18 protein-coding genes and 2 tRNA genes are annotated in these 18,482 nt (G+C 62.8%); 12 read left to right on the forward strand and 8 right to left on the reverse strand.

Annotated features, from left to right (window positions below; all coding sequences use genetic code 11):
- Both K2U94_RS08350 and K2U94_RS08355 read right to left on the reverse strand, forming a co-directional pair.
- Positions 1–1,089, reverse strand: coding sequence for an efflux RND transporter periplasmic adaptor subunit (locus tag K2U94_RS08350; protein WP_243066777.1), 1,089 nt, complete (start codon positions 1,087–1,089; stop codon positions 1–3).
- 365 nt (positions 1,090–1,454) lie between these two features.
- A complete protein-coding gene (locus tag K2U94_RS08355) occupies positions 1,455–1,955 on the reverse strand; it encodes a DUF3280 domain-containing protein (protein ID WP_243066778.1) in 501 nt (166 codons plus the stop codon).
- Positions 1,956–2,075: 120 nt separating this feature from the next.
- Between K2U94_RS08355 and K2U94_RS08360 the strand changes: the two genes are divergently transcribed.
- Positions 2,076–2,537 carry an acyl-CoA thioesterase gene (locus K2U94_RS08360; RefSeq protein ID WP_243066779.1) on the forward strand — a complete coding sequence of 154 codons (462 nt, stop codon included), beginning with the start codon at positions 2,076–2,078 and terminating at the stop codon, positions 2,535–2,537.
- 6 nt (positions 2,538–2,543) lie between these two features.
- Here K2U94_RS08360 and K2U94_RS08365 read toward each other — a convergent pair whose 3' ends face one another.
- From K2U94_RS08365 to K2U94_RS08385, 4 genes are all read right to left on the reverse strand, one after another.
- Positions 2,544–3,644 carry a choloylglycine hydrolase family protein gene (locus K2U94_RS08365; protein ID WP_243066780.1) on the reverse strand — a complete coding sequence of 367 codons (1,101 nt, stop codon included), beginning with the start codon at positions 3,642–3,644 and terminating at the stop codon, positions 2,544–2,546.
- An 89-nt stretch (positions 3,645–3,733) separates the two neighbouring features.
- Positions 3,734–4,792, reverse strand: coding sequence for a COX15/CtaA family protein (locus tag K2U94_RS08370; protein ID WP_243066781.1), 1,059 nt, complete (start codon positions 4,790–4,792; stop codon positions 3,734–3,736).
- 128 nt (positions 4,793–4,920) lie between these two features.
- Positions 4,921–5,646, reverse strand: a complete 726-nt coding sequence (locus K2U94_RS20525; RefSeq protein WP_272884850.1) for a Spy/CpxP family protein refolding chaperone — start codon at positions 5,644–5,646, stop codon at positions 4,921–4,923.
- Between the two features lie 291 nt (positions 5,647–5,937).
- Positions 5,938–6,513, reverse strand: a complete 576-nt coding sequence (locus tag K2U94_RS08385) for a Spy/CpxP family protein refolding chaperone (protein ID WP_243066782.1) — start codon at positions 6,511–6,513, stop codon at positions 5,938–5,940.
- A gap of 113 nt (positions 6,514–6,626) precedes the next feature.
- Between K2U94_RS08385 and K2U94_RS08390 the strand changes: the two genes are divergently transcribed.
- Entirely contained in the window at positions 6,627–6,836 is a 210-nt protein-coding gene (locus tag K2U94_RS08390) for a DUF2842 domain-containing protein (RefSeq protein ID WP_243066783.1), read from the forward strand.
- A gap of 107 nt (positions 6,837–6,943) precedes the next feature.
- Here the strand turns inward: K2U94_RS08390 and K2U94_RS08395 are convergent, their stop codons facing one another.
- Complete coding sequence (locus K2U94_RS08395; protein WP_243066784.1) at positions 6,944–7,993, reverse strand: polysaccharide deacetylase family protein; 1,050 nt, start codon at positions 7,991–7,993, stop codon at positions 6,944–6,946.
- A gap of 101 nt (positions 7,994–8,094) precedes the next feature.
- On the opposite strand from K2U94_RS08395, the gene K2U94_RS08400 reads away from it, so the two are divergent.
- From K2U94_RS08400 to K2U94_RS08425, 6 genes are all read left to right on the forward strand, one after another.
- Positions 8,095–9,267, forward strand: coding sequence for a GNAT family N-acetyltransferase (locus K2U94_RS08400; RefSeq protein ID WP_243066785.1), 1,173 nt, complete (start codon positions 8,095–8,097; stop codon positions 9,265–9,267).
- 89 nt (positions 9,268–9,356) lie between these two features.
- Positions 9,357–9,432, forward strand: a tRNA-Lys gene (locus K2U94_RS08405).
- Between the two features lie 508 nt (positions 9,433–9,940).
- A tRNA-Thr gene (locus K2U94_RS08410) sits at positions 9,941–10,010 on the forward strand.
- Between the two features lie 155 nt (positions 10,011–10,165).
- The gene (locus K2U94_RS08415) at positions 10,166–10,882 is read left to right on the forward strand and encodes a hypothetical protein (RefSeq protein WP_243066786.1); all 717 of its coding nucleotides are present in this window, start codon (positions 10,166–10,168) and stop codon (positions 10,880–10,882) included.
- A gap of 352 nt (positions 10,883–11,234) precedes the next feature.
- Entirely contained in the window at positions 11,235–12,428 is a 1,194-nt protein-coding gene (locus K2U94_RS08420) for an IS256 family transposase (RefSeq protein WP_243065387.1), read from the forward strand.
- 353 nt (positions 12,429–12,781) lie between these two features.
- Positions 12,782–13,621, forward strand: a complete 840-nt coding sequence (locus K2U94_RS08425; protein WP_243065792.1) for an IS5 family transposase — start codon at positions 12,782–12,784, stop codon at positions 13,619–13,621.
- Positions 13,622–14,272: 651 nt separating this feature from the next.
- Here K2U94_RS08425 and K2U94_RS08430 read toward each other — a convergent pair.
- Positions 14,273–14,650 carry a hypothetical protein gene (locus K2U94_RS08430; protein ID WP_243066787.1) on the reverse strand — a complete coding sequence of 126 codons (378 nt, stop codon included), beginning with the start codon at positions 14,648–14,650 and terminating at the stop codon, positions 14,273–14,275.
- Between the two features lie 16 nt (positions 14,651–14,666).
- Between K2U94_RS08430 and K2U94_RS08435 the strand changes: the two genes are divergently transcribed.
- The 4 genes from K2U94_RS08435 to K2U94_RS08450 all read left to right on the forward strand — a co-directional run bounded on the left by K2U94_RS08435 (position 14,667) and on the right by K2U94_RS08450 (position 18,368).
- Positions 14,667–15,506, forward strand: coding sequence for an IS5 family transposase (locus K2U94_RS08435; protein WP_243065792.1), 840 nt, complete (start codon positions 14,667–14,669; stop codon positions 15,504–15,506).
- A 670-nt stretch (positions 15,507–16,176) separates the two neighbouring features.
- Positions 16,177–17,064, forward strand: coding sequence for a S1C family serine protease (locus K2U94_RS08440; protein ID WP_243066788.1), 888 nt, complete (start codon positions 16,177–16,179; stop codon positions 17,062–17,064).
- A complete protein-coding gene (locus K2U94_RS08445) occupies positions 17,061–17,432 on the forward strand; it encodes a response regulator transcription factor (RefSeq protein WP_243066789.1) in 372 nt (123 codons plus the stop codon). The genes K2U94_RS08440 and K2U94_RS08445 overlap by 4 nt, the downstream gene beginning before the upstream one ends.
- A gap of 6 nt (positions 17,433–17,438) precedes the next feature.
- Positions 17,439–18,368, forward strand: coding sequence for a S1C family serine protease (locus tag K2U94_RS08450; RefSeq protein ID WP_243066790.1), 930 nt, complete (start codon positions 17,439–17,441; stop codon positions 18,366–18,368).
- The last annotated feature ends 114 nt before the right edge of the window (positions 18,369–18,482 follow it).

Raw genomic sequence — 18,482 nt, forward strand, 5'->3', positions numbered from 1 at the left:
CTATTCCCCGGACATCATTTTTTCCAGCTGCGCGAGGCCGCTGACCGCGAGTTTCTGGCCTTGCCGCAGGTCGCCCTCCACCGTCGCGATCGCGGCCGTGCGGCCCTTGACGACGATCGGCGTCGGGGTGAAGCCGCCTGTGGTTTGAATGAAAACATGAGCCTTCCCGCCGATCCATGAAATGGCGTCGGACGCGATTTCGAATTGCTTGCTCGAGGATTGCTTGACGACGGTGATTGACGTCGTCTGCCCGGAAATATGCTCAGGGCTCGCTGGAATTTTCGCGATCAGCATGGTCGAACGCGTCACCGGATCGAGCGCGATCCCGACCGAGATCACCTTGCCGGCGTCGCCATTGGGCAATTCGATCTTGTCCCCGACCGCCACCGCGCCGATCATGTTTCCGGGCAGCTGCGCCTGCAGCCAAAGCTCGTGGCTGGTGTCGATGATCACGGCCGCGTCCATGGCCTGCAAGGCGACGCCGGGCGCGGCCTTGACTTCGACGACGCGGCCGTCCTTCGGCGCGGTCAGGCTGTAACCGCCGTCGGCGTTGAGCTTGATGTCGCCGATGGCCAGAAGGCGTTGGCTCTGGCTGACCAGCGCGCGGATTTTCTCGACCTGGGATTCGGCCTCGCCGACCTTGCTCACCGAAACCAGCTTTTTATCGAACAGCTGGCGTTGACGGCGCGCGATGGCTTCGGCCGCGTGCAGATCGGCTTCCGCCTGCTTGAGACGGACGACGGCCTCCATGACGTCGCGGCTCGCCAGAACGACAAGCGGTTCGCCCTGATGGACGGTCTGGCCTGGCAGGACCTTCACGGCGACGACGGTCCCCGAGAACGGCGCTGTGATCGCAATGCGGGTGTTGAGCGGCGGGATAATGGTGGCGGGCAGGGTGGCGACGATGCTCTTGGTCGCGACCCCGACGTCTGTGAGCTTGATGTCGAGTTGTTTGATCTGCTCGGGCGTCAGGGTGAGTTCATTCGCGACGGAAGCAGATGGCGGAATGCCGCCGATCAGGGCCGCCGCAGCCAGAACCGTCGCGCAACGCCGGAACGGTGAGGGGCCGAAGCCAATCCGAGCCATCATTGACCACCGCTCAGGCTTGGGCGACCGGCGCGCCCGCCGTGCGGACATTCCCGTCGAAGGGGGATCGATCGCGGCGCGGTCTTCCGCTCGACGGCGAAAGCCGCTCGTCCGACGGCGTCATCGCGACAGTATCGAATGCGCCTCGCGCCTGCCAGCACCATTTGAAAGTCCTCGGACAAAGAATTACCCTCATCTGGTTTCTGACGCCCCGGCGTCTTGCCAGTCAACCGGACGCCGGCGACAGTCGTCGATCGGCGCAGGCTTGCCGCGCCGGGCCGCCGCCGCCGGGTTCGTTCCCATCGCACATTCAAGCTGACAGTTTGCTGACGGGCGCGCGCGGGGACCGTCCGGCGCACCCCTGGGGATCAGCGCGTCGCGTTGAAGACGTGCTCTTCCAGCAGATATTTCAGGCCGCGGTTCCAGGAGAGGTCGTCGTTGCCCCGGATATCGACGCTGCCGCCCTTGATCGGCGCGCCGGTGGCGGCGTCGACGATGCGGATGTTCATGTTCAGGATCAGATTGCTGACCTTCTGGACCCAGGCGACCACGGCCACCTGCGCGCCGGCCTTTTTGGCGAGATCCGCCTCGCATCCGTTGCAGTCGTGGACGTCCCGCACCGCGTCGACCTCGGGCTTGATCGAGGCGACGTCGATCACATGATATTGGCCCGACTTGTCCAGCGCCTGTTTCAATTGCGCGGTCAATCTGGCGATCCGCGCCTTTTCTTCGGGCGTCGTCGGCTGCGGCGAGGAATTGACGAAGACCGCGTCGAACACGGCGGCGGTGCGGACCGTTTCCGCGCGGGCGGCCGTCGTCGCGAGCAGAACGAAAACGGCGTAGAGGAGGGAAGGCAGCAATCTGGTCACGCGCGGGGCCTCTCGAGGCTATGTCGTTGCACGCGCGCAGGTTAGCACGGGCGCGCGTGGTCGCAACATCGCGCGAAACCAGCTAGACTCAGGCGAGTCGCGTCAGCCGAGCGAGTTTCCATGTCGGACAAGCCTTCCACCGCTTCACCCGGTCCCGGTCCCGGCGCCGCGCCCGCGCTGACGGATTTCCCCTTCCGAACGCGCGACAAGCTGCGCTACGGCGACACCGACCGCCAGGGTCATGTCAACAACGCCGCTTTCGCGACCTTTCTGGAAACCGGGCGGGTCGACATGCTGATCGGCGGCGACGTCGATCTGATGGGGCTGAACGGCGCCTTCGTCCTGGCGCGGCGGCTGCTGGATTACCGGCGCGAGGTCAACTGGCCGGGCGAGGTCGAAATCGGCACGCGCGTCGCCTCGGTCGGGCGCAGCTCGCTCAAGCTGGCGCAGGCGGTGTTCCAGAACGGCGAATGTGTCGCGACCGGGGAATCCACCGTCGTGCTCACCGACGTGGCGACGCGGCGCTCCAAACCCTTTTCCGACGAGGCGCGGGCCTTTCTGGAACAGGCCCGCGCCCCATGAGCCCTCTCAGGGCGCGAGGGCTTCCACGCCGCTGACGGCCTTGGGATAGGGCAGGTCGCCGACCAGCTTCGACATCGGCTTCGTCTGCGCGAAGATCTGGTTGAGATCGATGGTCAGATAATGCAGGCGATGGTTGTAATCGGCGAAGGTCAGGCGGTTGTGGGTCAGGTCCTTGATCGCGACCCATTGGGTGTAATCCGAGATCAGCGAGCCGTCCTTCTCGCGCGACTGGGCGACTCCGATGGGAATATCGACCGTGTTGAGAACATGCGCGACGGCCTCGGTCGCCTCGTCGCCGGTCTTCGGTTGCGCGATTCCGTGCCGCAGGAAGGTCGCGCGCACGAAGCGCGACGGCGGCGTGTAATCGCCCGGAAGGCCGACGAGGCCGCCGCCCTGGCCGATGGCGGTGACGTCCACCGAGCCGATCTGCCGGCTCGACACGCCGACCGTGGACAGGCTGAGATAATTCCGCACATTGAGCAGGTGCCAGGGATAGGTCGGCGCATTGGTCAGAACATGGGCGACATTGTCGTGGATCTGGACCTTGCCGCCCACATATTCGACGATGATGCCCGCGCCGCTGCGGTCGGTGAAGACGAAATGGAGCAGCGGCGGGGTGGGGCCGGTCTCTGCGGTGGGATCGGACCAGACCTTCGTTTCCTGAAGCGCGGCGCGCAGATCCTTGACATTGGCGAAACGCCCGAGCGCCCAGTCTCCGAAGCTGAGAATTTCGACATAGGAATTATCCTGCGGCGTCACGCTTTGATAGGTCGTGAAGCCCGGCAGGAAATTGGCGCTCATGCCCAACCCTGCCGAATTCTGTCCCTCCAGCAGCGGCGCGCCCGGCAGGATGCCGACGCCGACGCCGACGACCGGATAAAGAGTCTCGATCTCCTTGGCCGGCAGTCCGGAGCTCTTGGGCGCCGCAAGCGTCAGCTTCGAGCCTTTCGGCAGGCTGACAAGCTCCCATTTCATGTCGAAGGCCCATTCCATGGTCCGTCCCGCGATCACGGTTTTATCGGCGGCGACCATATCGACAGCGGTGCAGGCGAGTGTGGGGAGGCCGGCGCCCAACAGGGCGACGGAGGCAAGAATTGCGCGCAACATGTATTAATTCTCCCGAAACTGGGCGATGAAACGCGGCTACAATCGGGAGCAAAAATGAAGAAAGCGACAACCGCGCGCGCTGAATTGTCCTAGCCCAGCTTCGTCCGGTGAACGGTGGCCATGGCCAGCACCATCATGGCGAAGGCCTGATGCGCCATGGCGATGGGCAGGGGCACGACCAGCAGCAGGGTCGCAACGCCGAGGACGATCTGGATCAGCACCAGCGCGACCAGCGCGCGCGCCCGGCGCTTCGCCCGCTTCGCCAATGTTTCCCGGCCGATGTGCAAGGCGTGCAACAAGGCCGCCGCCAACACGGCATAGGCGACCATACGATGCTGGAACTGCACCAAAGTGACATTATTGACGAAATTGGCGGTCCACGGCTTCAGGCGGAACAGGTCGGCGAGCGGCGGGATGAAGCGGCCGTCCATCAAGGGCCAAGTGTTATAGGTATATCCGGCGCGCAAGCCCGCGACCAGCCCGCCGAGCCCGATCTGCGCCAGGACCAGAACCAGCAAAGCGGTCGCCTCGGGGCGGAAGGTTTTGGCGTCGCGGCCGAGCGGGTCGCGGTAATTCGGGGCGAGGCCGGTGGCGGTCCAGATGACGGCGGCGTAGGTCACCGAAGCGAGCAGAAGGTGGATCGCCAGCCGCTGCGGGGCGACTTCGACGCGGTGGACGAGGCCGGACGACACCATCCACCAGCCGACGAAACCCTGAAGCCCGCCGAGCGCGAAAATACCCGCGAGCCGCCAGCGCAACCCGCCGGTGATTTTGCCGCGCGCCAGGAACCACAGGAAGGGGACGGCGAACAGCACGCCGATCAGCCGGCCGAGCAAGCGGTGGCTCCATTCCCAGGCATAGATGGACTTGAACCGGGCGAGGTCCATGTCCGGGAATAACTGGTGATATTGCGGAATCTGCTTGTATTTTTCGAAGGCGTCGGCCCATTGCGCCGCATTGAGCGGCGGCAGCGCCCCGGTGACCGGCTTCCATTCGGTGATGGAGAGGCCCGATTCCGTCAGCCGCGTCGCCCCACCGACGACGACCATGGCGAAAATGCTTAACGCCACGAGCCAAAGCCAGATTCTTACGGCGCGGTCGGGGTCGGCGGTCTGGACGATGGTTTCAGGACGTTGGCGATGCAGCATTGCGGTTCCGAGCCTTCTTCCCTGATTTTAGCCCGGCGCGGATAAGCTGCAAAGTTGAATGGCCGCAGGCTGCGAAAAGAAAGCCGCGGCGGGGGGCGCCGCCGCGGCCGATCGGCATTTCCGAGCGATCAATGCGAGGTTGGACCGCCGGCCGGGGCGCCCGGCGCGCCCATGTCGCCGGGACGACCCATCGGGCAATGCATGCCGTCCGGACCCGTCGGGCAGTGCATGCCGCCTCGGCCCATCTGGCCGCGCATGCCGCCTGGGCCCATCGGGCCGTGCATGCCGCCGGGTTCGCCCGAACCGCCCATGTCCTCCATTTCATGTTCCATCATCGGCTCGTGAAAATACAGGATCATATGCAACATCATGCCGAGCCGCATGTCGTCGAAAACCACTTTCTGCTTGTCACTGAGGCCGTTGTAAAAGGCGATGGCCTTGTCCGTCACCGCCTTGCGGGCGTCGAGGCGCTGCTGCATCATCTGCATGCGGAAGTTGAGCCGGTTAGGGAAGGTCGAGAGATCGGGCTTCTTGGCGCAAAAAGCGGCTTTGACATCGGCGAACGCTTTTACGCGCGCGTTCACCACATCTTTCAGCGCCGCCATCTGGGATTCGTTCAACTGCAAGAGTTGGGCGAAATGCTGGGCGCGACGCTCGATGAAGGACGGGTCCGGCGCGGCCATATTGGCGACCTCGCACATGTGATCGATCCATTCCTGCGGGCCGGACACCGGCTGCGGCTGAGCCTGCGCCTGCGCCTGAGAAGACGGGGCCTGCTGCTGAGCCTGCGCCGGAAGAGCAAATCCTCCCGCAAAAACCGCCAAAGCCAGCGCCGAAATTTTCAAATTGCGCATTTTAACTCTCCCCAATGTTTTTTTCGTCGCCGCGCAGTCGACGGCGTCGCCAGATTTTTGCGCTTGCGCGCGCGAACTTGAATTGAATTTAGCGCGCTTGGCGGGATTGCGAAACCAGGGACATTCCGCACGTGGCGCTTGAGATCAGTAATTTATTTTAATTTCAATAGGATACTTATTTTTGAGAGGCCGGCTGCGAGTCTCCGCGGCTCGGGCCCGCGAAGATCGGCGCGCCAAGGAAAAGCCGCGGCGGAGGACCGCCGCGGCGAAACATTATCGCGTGGAAGGGGCTTATTCCTGGTCCGGTCCGCCCATGCCGCCGGGGCCGCCCATCATTCCCGGGCCGCCCATCATCCCGGGGCCGCGCATGCCGCCATGGCCGCGCCCCATCATCCGCTCGCGCATATGCATCAGCATTCCGCCGCGCATTGCGTCGAAGGCGCCTTTCTGCTTGGCGTCGAGACTGTTGTAAAACGCGAGGAGCTTCGGCGTTTCCGCCTTAACGACGTCGAGGCGGTGTTGCAGCATTTTCTCGCGGAAGGCGAGGCGGTCCGGGAAATTCGCAAGGTCGGGCTTGCTGGCGCAGATCGAAGCCTTGAAATCCGCGCGCTCCTTGGCGCGGGCGTCCATGATGTCCTTGAGCGACGCCTTCTGGGTGTCGGTGAGTTGCAGAATGGTGGCGAAGCGCTGGACGCGCCGCTCCATGAAGGCGGCGAACTTGTCGCCTTTCGCGTCGGGGGAGCACATGCGATTGATCCATGCCCCGGGCGCCTTGGGCGGCGCCGGCGGTTCGGCCTGCGCCTGCGAAAGAGCGAGGCCGCCTATGACGCAGGCCAGGGCGAGCGTGGAAATTTTCAAGATGCGCATTGCAATTCTCCAGGATGACCTGAGACGCCGCGCGATTGCGGGCATCGCTTGAGATTTGCGCCCCCCCGCCTGAACTTGATATGAACGCATGCAAGGCGCGGGAGGGAACCAATATGCGCAGCCGCCAACGGAAACTCATCGGCGCGATCTTCATGGTCTTTTTCGTCATCGTCTATGCGCTGGTCGCGATGGTCCTGGCGCAGGCGACGGCGCTCCAGGTCAATAATGCGGCGCTGCGGCTGTTGATCTTCGCCGCCCTCGGCCTCGGCTGGGCGATTCCCATCATCCCGCTCATCAGCTGGATGGAGCGCGGGGACGATTGAGGCCGCGAGCTCGTGGGATTTTTGCGCGCCCGCTCCGGCCTACGCCAAAAGCTCGCGAGTTCCTGATCGTTCGCTCTGGCCACGCCAAAATCTCGTGGGGATGATGCTCAGCCGACATTGAGGCGCCGGCCGGCGTTCCATAGAGCGAAGGGCGCGCCCGACAGCAGGACGTCGAAACTGGCGAGGTCCTGCCACAGCCCGTTCACGGAAAGGCGCGGCAAGGCGAAGAGATGGCCGGCATGTTCCGGGAAGATCATGCCTGGTCGAGTCGTCACCGCCGTTGCAAAGCCGGTTTCGGCGGCGAGCGTGAATTCGCGCGGACCCGCCGAATCGGCGGCGCCGTAAGGATAAGCGAAATGCCGGACGGTCTGGCCGAGTTCGCTTTCGAGCCGGTCGCGGCTTTCCGCCATTTCACGCCGCGCCGCCTCGACCGGAAGGCTCGAAAGGCGCGGATGGGTCATCGAATGGGCGCCGATCGTCGCCAGATCATGCGCCGCCAGTTCCCGCAACCCTTCCCAGTCGAGGCAATTGGCCTCGACCACGGCGCGGGCCTCGATTTCCGCCTTCGCGCTCAGTTCCGTCACCGCGGCGAGGAGGCGCTCGTCGCCGCCGCCGCGCAACAGCCGATAGACGCGCTCGAAGGCCACGCTTTTTTCGTCGTCGCCGCCCGCCGGCAAGGAGAGGCGGGCGCCGTCGAGTTCGAGTTCGATCCGGTCCAGGCGGAGTATCGCCTCTTCGAGCTCCACCCACCACAGGCGCGCGGTCCGATCCGCCAGACCCGGCGCGAGATAAAAGGCCGCCGGCGCGTCATGACGCTCCAGTGCGGGCAGGACATCGTCGAGAATGTCGCGGAAACCGTCATCGAAGGTCAGCGCGGCGAATGGGCCGCCCTCGCCGCTCACCAGCCGGAACATGGCCTCGTCGAGCGACACCAGCGCGAAGCCGCTCTCGCGCAGTCTGGTGAGGACGGCGTCGAAAAATTCCGGCGTGATTTCCAGCAGGGCGTTGGGCGCGAAGCCCGTCTGCGGTGCGGGGCGCACGCGATGGAAGGTCAGGAGGACGCCGCGCCCGCGAAAAAGCTCTCCGGCGAAGCGGTGCAGCCGGGTGGCGCGGAACAGGCCGAAACCGGCAGAAATTGCGTTCTTCTTCCAGTTCATCGCGGTCGAGGGCCCGGGTTTGAGACGGAACGCCAGATTAGCAAGTAAGAATTGACCTTTTATTGATAGGTAAGGAACGGTTCGCCTGCAGGAAAGGCTCGATGTCCGTCGCCGCGCCGCAAAGCATGTCATCTTCAGCGCCGCGGGCCGAGGCCCCGGCGCGGTCGCCTTTCGCGCGCGTCGAGACCTACGACGATCCCGCGCGGGCGCTTCGGGCCTGGCGCGACCTGTCGCCAGAATCGCCCGGCTCGTATTACCAGACCGAGCCTTTCTTGCTGGCTTGGCTCGAAATCTTCGCGCCGCGCCGCAAGGCGACGCCCTTTTTCGTCGTCGCCTATGACGCCGCCGGCGCGCCGCTCGCCTTCCTGCCGCTCGGCCTGTTCCGTTTCGGCCCGTTGCGGGTGGCGCAATTTCTGGGCGGAAAACATTCCAACTACAATCTCGGCCTGTTTCGCGCCGGCGCCGATTTTTCGGCGCAAGATCTGCGGCGACTGCTGCGCGCGGCGGCCCATTCCACGCCCGGCGGACCCCATCTCTATCGCCTCCTGAATCTGCCGCTGCTTTGGCGCGGCGCCGTCAATCCTCTGACATGGCTCGATCACCAGCCCGCCGCAAGCCGCGCCCACGCCGCGCATTTGCCGGCGGACGGCGACGCCTTTCTCGCCAGCCGCCTTTCGACCGACACGCGGAAAAAATTGCGCAAGAAGGAAAAACGCCTCGCCGCTATGGGCGCCCTGCATTATTTCCGCGCCCGGGACCCGCAAGAAAAGCGGTATGTTCTCGACGCCTTTTTCCGGCACAAGATCGGGCGCCCGGAATTCGCCCTGCCGGAAGCCGAACTCGACGCGACGCGGCGCTTTTATCGCGCGCTTGCGTCAGGCGAAAGCGGCGCCGAGCTTCACGCGCTCGCCCTCGACGACCGCATCATCGCCGTTCTCGGGGCCGGCGCGGCCGGCTCCCGCCTGCAGGGCATGTTCATTTCCTACGATCCCGATCCCGAGATCGCGAAGTCGAGCCCCGGCGAAATCCTGCTCACTCATGTCCTGCGCGACGCCTGCGCCCGCAAATTCGCCGCTTTCGACCTCGGTGTCGGCGACGCGCGCTACAAGGCGTCCTTTTGCGACGAGGCCGAACCGCTCGCCGACGCGCTCTACGCGCCGACAGCCGGGGGGCGGCTGGCGCTACCCTTTTTCACGCTCGCCGCCGCCGCGAAACGAATAATCAAACGCAACCCGAAACTCCTCGCCCTCGCCGAAAAAATCCAGCGCCGCTGACCATTTCGCGCCTTGCCGATGAGGAAAACGCGACAACGAACTATTGACCAAGCCCCCGAAGCCCTGTACTTCCCCACACGCCCATGAGGGAGCGCGTAGCTCAGCCGGTAGAGCATCTGACTTTTAATCAGAGGGTCCAGGGTTCGAGTCCCTGCGCGCTCACCAAGTTAAATCAAAGACTTGGCTTGTATTTTTAAAGAGCGTGCTTCCCAAAAGTTCGATTTGGGCAGCACCCGGGAAGCACGATGACGATTTTTTACGCTTTCTAGCCCAACAAGTCCCGTCAGCATCGTCCATCGCCGGATCGCCCCGTTCATAGGCGTCCCAACCGTAGCGGGCACTGCCACCCAATTTACTCGCGACCGCCTCCCAGCGCGCCTTGCGCCTGATCATGACGGTGGGGCGTGGAGGCCCGGCTTCATAGCGTCATGGCCTTCGCCATCACCCACCTCTGGCCTGATCTTCCTTCGATCTCGTTGGGTCGTTGGCGCGTCGCGCTCGTCCAAAGGCGCTGCCGAAGTGAGTAATTCTTTTTTCGGCAGGGCCGCCTCAGAGGGGGGAATTTGAATGCAGAGGGGTCGGGGGCTTCCATGGTCGCCCAAAGAATTTTTTGGATTTTTCAGCGGAGCATTATCCATCAACATATTTAACGTTGCTTTCGCTGATCTGCCCCGCGATTGCTCGTGGAACTCCGGCTGATTTGTAATCAGTAGGTCGCGAGTTCGATCCTTGCAACCGCACCAAATTCGCAAATAAAATAAATGGTTTGTTCGTCAGCGTGTTGATAGGAACATGGTCGGGTTCCCGGCTTGGGAAACGTTGGGGAAACGCGCATTAGAGCTTCAGGGAAGCCCGTAGAGCGGTCTTGATCGGTTCGGACTAGTCGGCAGGGAAAATTATGCCCGGCAATAATCTTACCGTACCCCCGCAAGAGGCCGCCGACAGAGGCAAATTCACAACCTCGATTTTGACCGCCGTTGCCGCCACGATCTTTCCGCAGGCCGCCCTACTCGCCGGACTGTCGCAAGCGGCTTTAACGTTCGCGTTCGACAAGTACGCGAGGCGCGCCCAAGAGGTTATAGAAGCCGAAACCGCGCGGCTCAATTTGGCCTCGCTCAGTGTTGAACAGCAGGCCGCCTTTGTCCCGATGGTAGTTCGCTATTTCGAGGCCGCGAGACAAGGCGAATACGAACATACGTTGGAGGTCCTAGCCGCCTTCATTGCAGGCGAAATGAAAAAGGACGAACCGAAACCCGGACACGTCGCAAGGATGGCGCGACGGATTGAAGGATTGTCTAAGCGAGATTTGAAAGTGATTGCGCTGATGAACGATTTGGCGAACAGGCCGCCACCAAATCCGCCGCCAATACCAAGCAAAGGTGGGATTTCCGTCATGGACGTGCTCACTTCGTTCAGCGAAGCGGGAGAAATGGGTTTCGCCGCTGTATGGGAAAGCCTTTCCGAGCTTTCAAATCGGTCGCTACTGCTTATGACCCACGTTTCCGGCTACGGCGTGTCGGAAGGCGTATTCGTAACGACAGAAGCATTCCGCGATTTGATCGAAAACGCCGAAACGAAATTCGCGCGGGGCGAGGCGGAAAGCGAAACGCCCTGACTTCTAACTCGAACGCCCTCCCGTCCGCAAAAGGGCGAAGCGGCATATAGGTGGGCGATCTGTTCGAGAAGCGCAGGCAGCTTATGGCGGATTGGTCCGAGTTCTGTGCGTCCAAGGTCGAATTGGACGTTGAGGCGTTGAGCTAAACGCCCTCCGGTAAGCAGGATTTAACGCTACGCTTGCGCATCATTGCGCTGGACGGTAGCGTCCACGAAGGTGGTGGAGATTTCTGAGTGAAGCCGGCGGGCGGAGCTCCGCTTAGCGGAGCCCGCCGGCGGGCCGGGGCGGTCACCGCGCCCTCTTTGGTTATGGTCGAGTTGCTGAAGCTTGACCCCACCGAAACGAGGACATGATGACCGACGACACAATGGCATTTCTTCATCAACTGCGCGAGCGCGGCGGGGAGGACCTCCTGAAGGACCTCGCCGAAGCGGTGTTGCAGAAGCTGATGGATTTTGACGTCGACAACCTGATCGGCGCCGGACGCTACGAGCGTTCAGATGTGCGCACGACGCAGCGCAACGGCTATCGCCCGCGCGAACTCGACACCCGGCTCGGCACGCTGGAACTCAAAATCCCGAAGCTGCGCAAGGGCAGCTATTTTCCTGGCTTCCTCGAACCGCGCAAGACCGCCGAGCGCGCGCTTGTCGCCGTCATTCAGGAGGCCTGGATCCAGGGCGTTTCGACACGCAAGGTCGACGATCTCGTTCAGGCGATGGGCATGTCGGGCATCTCGAAAAGCCAGGTGTCGAAGCTCTGCGAGGACATCGACGAGCGGGTGAACTCGTTCCTCGATCGCAAGCTCGAAGGCGAGTGGCCCTATCTTTGGCTCGACGCGACCTATCTGAAAGTGCGCGAGAACGGCCGGATCGTCTCGGTCGCCGCAATAATAGCCACAGCGGTGAACGGCGAAGGGCGGCGTGAGATCATTGGGCTCGGGCTGGGGCCGTCGGAGGCGGCGGTGTTTTGGCTCGGCTTCCTGCGCTCGCTGGAAAGCCGCGGCCTCAAGGGCGTCAAGCTGGTCATCTCCGATGCGCATGAAGGCCTGAAAGCGGCTATCGCCCAAGTCTTCAAGGCGAGTTGGCAGCGTTGCCGGGTGCACTTCATGCGCAATGCGCTCGCTCATGTTTCCAAAGCGCATCATGGCATGGTGTCGGCGGCGATCCGCTCCGTCTTTGCCCAGGAGGATCAGGCCGCTGCGTCACGGACCTGGCGCCAGGTCGCCGACCAATTGCGGGCGCGATTTTCGCGGCTGGCCGATATGCTGGACGCCGCCGAGGCCGACGTGCTCGCCTTCATGGCGTTTCCCCGCGCGCATTGGCCGAAGCTGCATTCCACCAACCCGATCGAGCGCCTCAACAAGGAGGTGAAACGGCGCGCCGACGTGGTCGGCATTTTCCCCAACGAAACTTCGATCAGGCGGCTCCTCGGCGCCATCCTGCTCGAACAAAATGATGAGTGGCAATTACAGCATCGCTACATGAGCCTGGAGACGATGGCCGGCCTCGCCGACGAAGCCGCCGCGCCGCCAAAAATCGCAGCCTGAGAAAAGGCGCAACGACCGCCCCACAATTTCCACCACCTTGACGGACGTGACCCGCTGGACGTCGGTCCATGGGCTAAAGCATTAGCCCGCTAAAAGAGCACGCACGTCCATCGATTGATATTGAATATCATGGAGGTGGGAATGTTCGGCTTGCTTCGTAGGAAACGGCAACCATGATTAGATGCAGAAATAGACGAAACAAGAAAGCATTGCGTATTTGTCTTCGCTAAAACATGGCGCGATTTAAATCCGAGGGTCGAAACACCTGAAGACTTAGAGCCTGACCTGAAATTGGTTGACCGGCCTCGCGGCCCTTGATTCCCTTGGTTTGCAACAACTTTGGGAGATTCGCGATGCCGTGGAGCGAGGCCGATCGCGCGAAGTATGAAGTCATTCGGGCGCGCTATTCAAGCGATATGTCGGAGGCCGAACTGGCGCTGATTTCGCCGCTGTTGCCGCCGCCCAAACGGCGCGGACGCAAGCCGACAGATGCCCAGATCATTCTCAACGCCTTGTTTTATTTGATCCGCTGCGGCTGCCCATGGCGATATCTGCCGAAGGATTTTCCGCCGTTCACGACCGTGCAAAACCGCTTCTACGCGTGGCGCGACAGCGGCGTGTGGGCGCAAATCATCAGCGTTCTCGTGATGGACGCCCGCGAAGCGGAAAGCCGTGAGGCCGCGCCGACGGCTGTCGTCGTCGACAGCCAATCTGTCAAGACGACGGAAGCCGGCGGCCCCCGTGGTTTCGATGCGGGCAAGAAGGTCAAGGGGCGCAAGCGCCATCTCGCCGTCGACACGATCGGTCTGCCCATCGAATGCCAGATCACGACCGCCGACGTGCAGGACCGCGACGCTCTCGCGCCGTTGCTGAAGGCCGTGCATCGCAAGAGCCCGTGGGTGAAAATGTCCTTCGTCGACGGGGGTTATCAGGGTGATGAAGCCAAGCGCGCAGCCTTCGAGGCGAGCCGCATTTCCATCACCGTCGTCAAGCGAACCGATAAAGAGGTGAAAGGATTTACGGTGCTGCCGAAACGCTGGGTCGTCGAAAGGACGCTCGGTTGGATCAATCGCGCGCGCCGTCTGTCAAAAGACTTCGAGGCGACCATCGAATCCGCCCTCGCGTGGCTGCAATTGGCCCTGGCTTTCCTTCTCATGCGAAGGCTGGCGAGGGCAAAAGCCAGTCAGAATTGAAATTCGAGTCGGGTTCTTAGCAAATGAGATTGAGCGATTTGCACCGGATGCATTCCGGTTCAGGTTCACCAAGTTTCCAATTACAAAAAATGCTCCCGTAAAGGGGGGTGGCTCATCGTCTTTGAAGCCGTCAATGAAGCCGGAACTCATTCCGAGGCGCTTGTAACGAAAGCTGTCGAGATAATTCGCTCCAAATATGCAAACTAGAGCAACTAAGGCTTCCCACTTGTAGCCCATCGCCCTTGACGCCGAACCCCAATGCGTTCATGCCTTGTTCTCTCATACGAACCGGACCTGAACGCGTGACCGTTCCGCCACTCGACGCCCCGTTGTCGCTGCTAGCCGGCTATTGGCTGGAGACGAATTGCAAGCGCCGCCAGAGCTACACGCCTATCAAGCTACTCGCCTAAGCGCGTCGGATCGCAGACCCGCCTTAGCGACATTCTGCCGCGCCTGCGGTGCGATCGATGCAAGGAACGGCCTAACGAGGTCGCGTTGGTTGACGATCCGGCTGCGGGCGCGAATGGGGTTCCGGGCGGAGGGAAACTGGTTCGGGTTGTGTTGGGGGTGGATAGTGCAGGCGGGCAGTCGTGACGCCAGATTGGCGCGGCATGAAAGCGCCGGGTGCGGGCGGGTTTTGAAGGGGCAGCCTCAATTTTGATATTTCGCAACGAACTCGGAAATAGAATTTTTGTTTGATTTAAAGTTTGCTGCCTCTGCCGCATCGAAATCGCTAATGAACGTTATTGCGTCCTTCGTGTAGCCCTTTCTCGCTAAACAAGAAGCGAACATCTTTTCAATGTACGCAGAGAATTTATCCAGCTTATCACGCTCATCAGCAGTGAGCGCGTCCGCAAAAATAGCCTCTTTCATATTTTTCCTAAGCATCTCAGGCGATAACGACGCATCGTCTTCATATACGAAATTATGTTGTATTTCAATAATTTTGTCTTTCGCTGCAATCCTTAGAGCCTGACCTGAAATTGGTTGACCGGCCTCGCGGCCCTTGATTCCCTTGGTTTGCAACAACTTTGGGAGATTCGCGATGCCGTGGAGCGAGGCCGATCGCGCGAAGTATGAAGTCATTCGGGCGCGCTATTCAAGCGATATGTCGGAGGCCGAACTGGCGCTGATTTCGCCGCTGTTGCCGCCGCCCAAACGGCGCGGACGCAAGCCGACAGATGCCCAGATCATTCTCAACGCCTTGTTTTATTTGATCCGCTGCGGCTGCCCATGGCGATATCTGCCGAAGGATTTTCCGCCGTTCACGACCGTGCAAAACCGCTTCTACGCGTGGCGCGACAGCGGCGTGTGGGCGCAAATCATCAGCGTTCTCGTGATGGACGCCCGCGAAGCGGAAAGCCGTGAGGCCGCGCCGACGGCTGTCGTCGTCGACAGCCAATCTGTCAAGACGACGGAAGCCGGCGGCCCCCGTGGTTTCGATGCGGGCAAGAAGGTCAAGGGGCGCAAGCGCCATCTCGCCGTCGACACGATCGGTCTGCCCATCGAATGCCAGATCACGACCGCCGACGTGCAGGACCGCGACGCTCTCGCGCCGTTGCTGAAGGCCGTGCATCGCAAGAGCCCGTGGGTGAAAATGTCCTTCGTCGACGGGGGTTATCAGGGTGATGAAGCCAAGCGCGCAGCCTTCGAGGCGAGCCGCATTTCCATCACCGTCGTCAAGCGAACCGATAAAGAGGTGAAAGGATTTACGGTGCTGCCGAAACGCTGGGTCGTCGAAAGGACGCTCGGTTGGATCAATCGCGCGCGCCGTCTGTCAAAAGACTTCGAGGCGACCATCGAATCCGCCCTCGCGTGGCTGCAATTGGCCCTGGCTTTCCTTCTCATGCGAAGGCTGGCGAGGGCAAAAGCCAGTCAGAATTGAAATTCGAGTCGGGTTCTGAGCGCGGGCTGCTATCCACGCCCCATAGGATCTATTTGGAAGTTGGAGCCTCCGGCAAACCCGGCGCAGTTCAGACCGAAGCTGGGAAAGTCCGCTGACGGCGTTGCACCGGCCATTGCGAGACAAGCTTGAAAGGGGCGTTCGAGCCGATTTGCGTCTTCCTGCGGACGCGCTAAAAATGGTCAAATGCGCTTGAAGGGCTCGCTGACGGCTTTTTGAGACTATATGCGCTTTACGCATCCTTACAGGCCACGCGCGAAAAAAAAACGCGGCGCCGAATGGGGCCTCGCGACGAGCGGCTGGCGCGTCGCGGCGATCACCATGAAGCTACTCGTCGGCGGGGGCGCGGCGATCGCCAGCGGGATCATCCGCACGAGCGGCGAAATTGGCTGGCAGCGATCGAGCCGGCTCGGCGAAGCTCTGACGGTGGAAAGCGAGATCCCAGGTGTGAAGCCGTCGCGTTCAAAGCCGGTTCATGGCATGGTCGCGCTGCGGAGCGAGACTCGCAACCATTGCGGTGATCTGGCGCAGATGTTCACCGCGAAATTGGTCGCGGCGCGGCGCCAAGTTTGCCGCCTGAAGTGGCCGCTGCCCATCCGGGCAGTGGCGGCGCGCCTTGGGAAGACACAGATTTGGGGAAAGGAGTTTTTCCATGCCCCAAGTGTCTCTCGAAGTGTCTCTCGAAGCCTTCTCGAATTCGCTCGCCGACCTCGTCGCCGCCGCCTCCGAGAGCGTCGTCCGCCTGTCCTCCGAACGCGCACAATCGACTGGCTTTTTCTGGCGGCCCGACACGATCGTGACTTCCGACGAAGCCCTGGCGGAAGAGGGCGACGTTTCTGTTGTCCTCCCCGGCGGAGAAGTCCGGCCGGCCACAGTGCTCGGCCGCGATTCGACCACCGACATCGCGCTGCTACGTGTCGAGGGGGCGAAAATTCCGCCGGTCGTATTCAGCGAGACCCCGATCCGCGCCGGCGCCCTGGCGCTCGTCGTCGGCGCGGCCGCCGAGGGCGCGCTCGCAGCGGTCGGATCCGTGGCCGCCGTGGGACCGTCCTGGCTGTCGGTGCGCGGCGGCAAAATCGACTCGCGCATCGAGCTGGATCTGCGTCTGCGCCGCGCCGCGCAAGGCGGCGTCGCGCTCGACGCCTCCGGTCGCGCCATCGGCATGGCGACTTTCGGGCCACGACGCCGTGTCCTGGTCATTCCCGCGGCGACGATCGCAAGGGTGGCGAGCGTTTTGGTGAGCGAGGGGCGCGTCCCGCGCGGATTTCTCGGCCTCGGCTTGCAGCCCGTGCGTCTCGACGGCATGGACGGCGTCGGCGCGATCATTACCGGGATCGTCAAGGACGGACCCGGAGAAAAGGCCGGCGCGCGCCAGGGCGATGTCATCGTCGCCTGGAACGGCGCGCCTTTGCATGGGGTCTATTCGCTGCTGCGAACGCTCGGGCCCGACAGCGTCGGCCAGAACGTGACGCTCGGCTTGCGCCGCGGCGGCGAACCACTCGATCTGGCGCTGACCATTAGCGAAAGGCCGCGGCATTGAAGGACTATGGCCCCCTGACCATCTCGCTTGAGATCGGCGACCCCGCCCTCGCCGAACGCGTCGCCGCGTCATTGCGCGAGGCGGGCGGCCTGCGGGTCGCGGCGGCGGGCGAAGCCGCCGATCTCATCATTATCGAGGCGAGGCCGTCTGAACGCGCGCCCGAAGGGGATGCGCTTTTGACGCAACGCGAGCTGGAAGTGCTGCGCCTGCTCGCCGAAGGCTCGTCGAACAAGACCATCGCCCGGCGGCTCGGCATTTCGGCCCACACCGCCAAGTTCCACGTCGGACGTCTGCTCGACAAACTTGACGCCAATGGGCGCGCGGATGCGGTCGCGCATGCCGCGCGGCTCGGCGTCCTTCATTTGTAGGCCAAAATGGAAAACGTTCTCGACGCTTATTCGAAGGCGGTTGTTGACGTCGCGGAGACGGTCGGGCCGGCGGTGGTTCGCGTGGCGCCTCTGAGCCGGCGCGGCGGCGTCGGTTCGGGCGTGGTCATTTCGCCCGACGGCCTTGTCGTCACCAACAGCCATGTTGTCGGCGGCGCCAGAAAACTGCGCCTGTCCTTTGCCGAAGGCGGCGAAACCGACGCGCTGCTGTTGGGCGACGATCCCGATTCCGATCTCGCCTTGCTGCGCGCCGAATTGCCGCGCGGCGCTTCGATCGCGCGCCTGGGCGATTCCAAGACGCTGAAGCGCGGCCAATTGGTGATCGCCATCGGCAATCCGCTTGGCTTCGAGTCGACGGTGACGGCGGGCGTCGTCTCGGCGCTCGGCCGCTCGTTACGCTCACGCGGCGGCCGGCTGATCGACGACGTGATCCAGACCGACGCGGCGCTCAATCCCGGCAATTCTGGCGGCCCGCTGGTTTCGGCGAGCGGCGAGGTGATGGGGATCAACACCGCCATGATCGCGGGAGCGCAAAATCTGTGTTTCGCCGTGTCCAGCAATACCGCGACTTTCGTCATCAGCGAATTCATCGCCCATGGCCGGGTGCGACGCGCCCATCTCGGCATCGCCGCGCAAACTATCCCCCTCCCGCGCCGTCTCGTCGTGGCGACGGGCGCGGCGCCGCGGGCGGCGCGGGTCGGCGAAGTCGAGCCAGGCGGTCCGGCCGAGCGCGGCGGTCTTCATGTCGGCGACATCGTGCTGAGCCTTGACGGCCTCGCCATCGACGGGGCCGACGATCTGATTCGGCTCCTGGGCCGCGAGCGTATCGGTCGGCCGACGATCTTGCGGGTCATTCAGGGCGGAAAGCTGAACGAGGTCGAGGTCGTTCCGATCGAGCGGCCGGCCAAGGCGGCGTGAAGCGTCAAAAGGCGCCGCCGCTGCGATCCTTTTCCGAGCGCATGGCGTTTGGCGAACCTCCGTTAAGACGGAGCGGCGACAGGCGCGCGCTCGGCGTCAAAGTTGCATTCCGCC

The organism is Candidatus Rhodoblastus alkanivorans (genome assembly GCF_022760755.1).
Taxonomy (GTDB): Bacteria; Pseudomonadota; Alphaproteobacteria; order Rhizobiales; family Beijerinckiaceae; genus Rhodoblastus; species Rhodoblastus alkanivorans.

Excerpts from the sequence above, each read along its gene's own strand:
- K2U94_RS08360 (WP_243066779.1), top strand. The coding sequence starts at position 2,076 with ATGTCGGACAAGCCTTCCACCGCTTCACCCGGTCCCGGTCCCGGCGCC.
- K2U94_RS08390 (WP_243066783.1), top strand. The coding sequence starts at position 6,627 with ATGCGCAGCCGCCAACGGAAACTCATCGGCGCGATCTTCATGGTCTTT.
- K2U94_RS08415 (WP_243066786.1), top strand. The coding sequence starts at position 10,166 with ATGCCCGGCAATAATCTTACCGTACCCCCGCAAGAGGCCGCCGACAGA.
- K2U94_RS20525 (WP_272884850.1), bottom strand. The coding sequence starts at position 5,646 with ATGCGCAATTTGAAAATTTCGGCGCTGGCTTTGGCGGTTTTTGCGGGA.
- K2U94_RS08395 (WP_243066784.1), bottom strand. The coding sequence starts at position 7,993 with ATGAACTGGAAGAAGAACGCAATTTCTGCCGGTTTCGGCCTGTTCCGC.
- K2U94_RS08350 (WP_243066777.1), bottom strand. The coding sequence starts at position 1,089 with ATGATGGCTCGGATTGGCTTCGGCCCCTCACCGTTCCGGCGTTGCGCG.
- K2U94_RS08450 (WP_243066790.1), top strand. The coding sequence starts at position 17,439 with ATGGAAAACGTTCTCGACGCTTATTCGAAGGCGGTTGTTGACGTCGCG.
- K2U94_RS08420 (WP_243065387.1), top strand. The coding sequence starts at position 11,235 with ATGACCGACGACACAATGGCATTTCTTCATCAACTGCGCGAGCGCGGC.
- K2U94_RS08365 (WP_243066780.1), bottom strand. The coding sequence starts at position 3,644 with ATGTTGCGCGCAATTCTTGCCTCCGTCGCCCTGTTGGGCGCCGGCCTC.
- K2U94_RS08425 (WP_243065792.1), top strand. The coding sequence starts at position 12,782 with ATGCCGTGGAGCGAGGCCGATCGCGCGAAGTATGAAGTCATTCGGGCG.
- K2U94_RS08370 (WP_243066781.1), bottom strand. The coding sequence starts at position 4,792 with ATGCTGCATCGCCAACGTCCTGAAACCATCGTCCAGACCGCCGACCCC.
- K2U94_RS08435 (WP_243065792.1), top strand. The coding sequence starts at position 14,667 with ATGCCGTGGAGCGAGGCCGATCGCGCGAAGTATGAAGTCATTCGGGCG.
- K2U94_RS08440 (WP_243066788.1), top strand. The coding sequence starts at position 16,177 with ATGCCCCAAGTGTCTCTCGAAGTGTCTCTCGAAGCCTTCTCGAATTCG.
- K2U94_RS08385 (WP_243066782.1), bottom strand. The coding sequence starts at position 6,513 with ATGCGCATCTTGAAAATTTCCACGCTCGCCCTGGCCTGCGTCATAGGC.
- K2U94_RS08400 (WP_243066785.1), top strand. The coding sequence starts at position 8,095 with ATGTCCGTCGCCGCGCCGCAAAGCATGTCATCTTCAGCGCCGCGGGCC.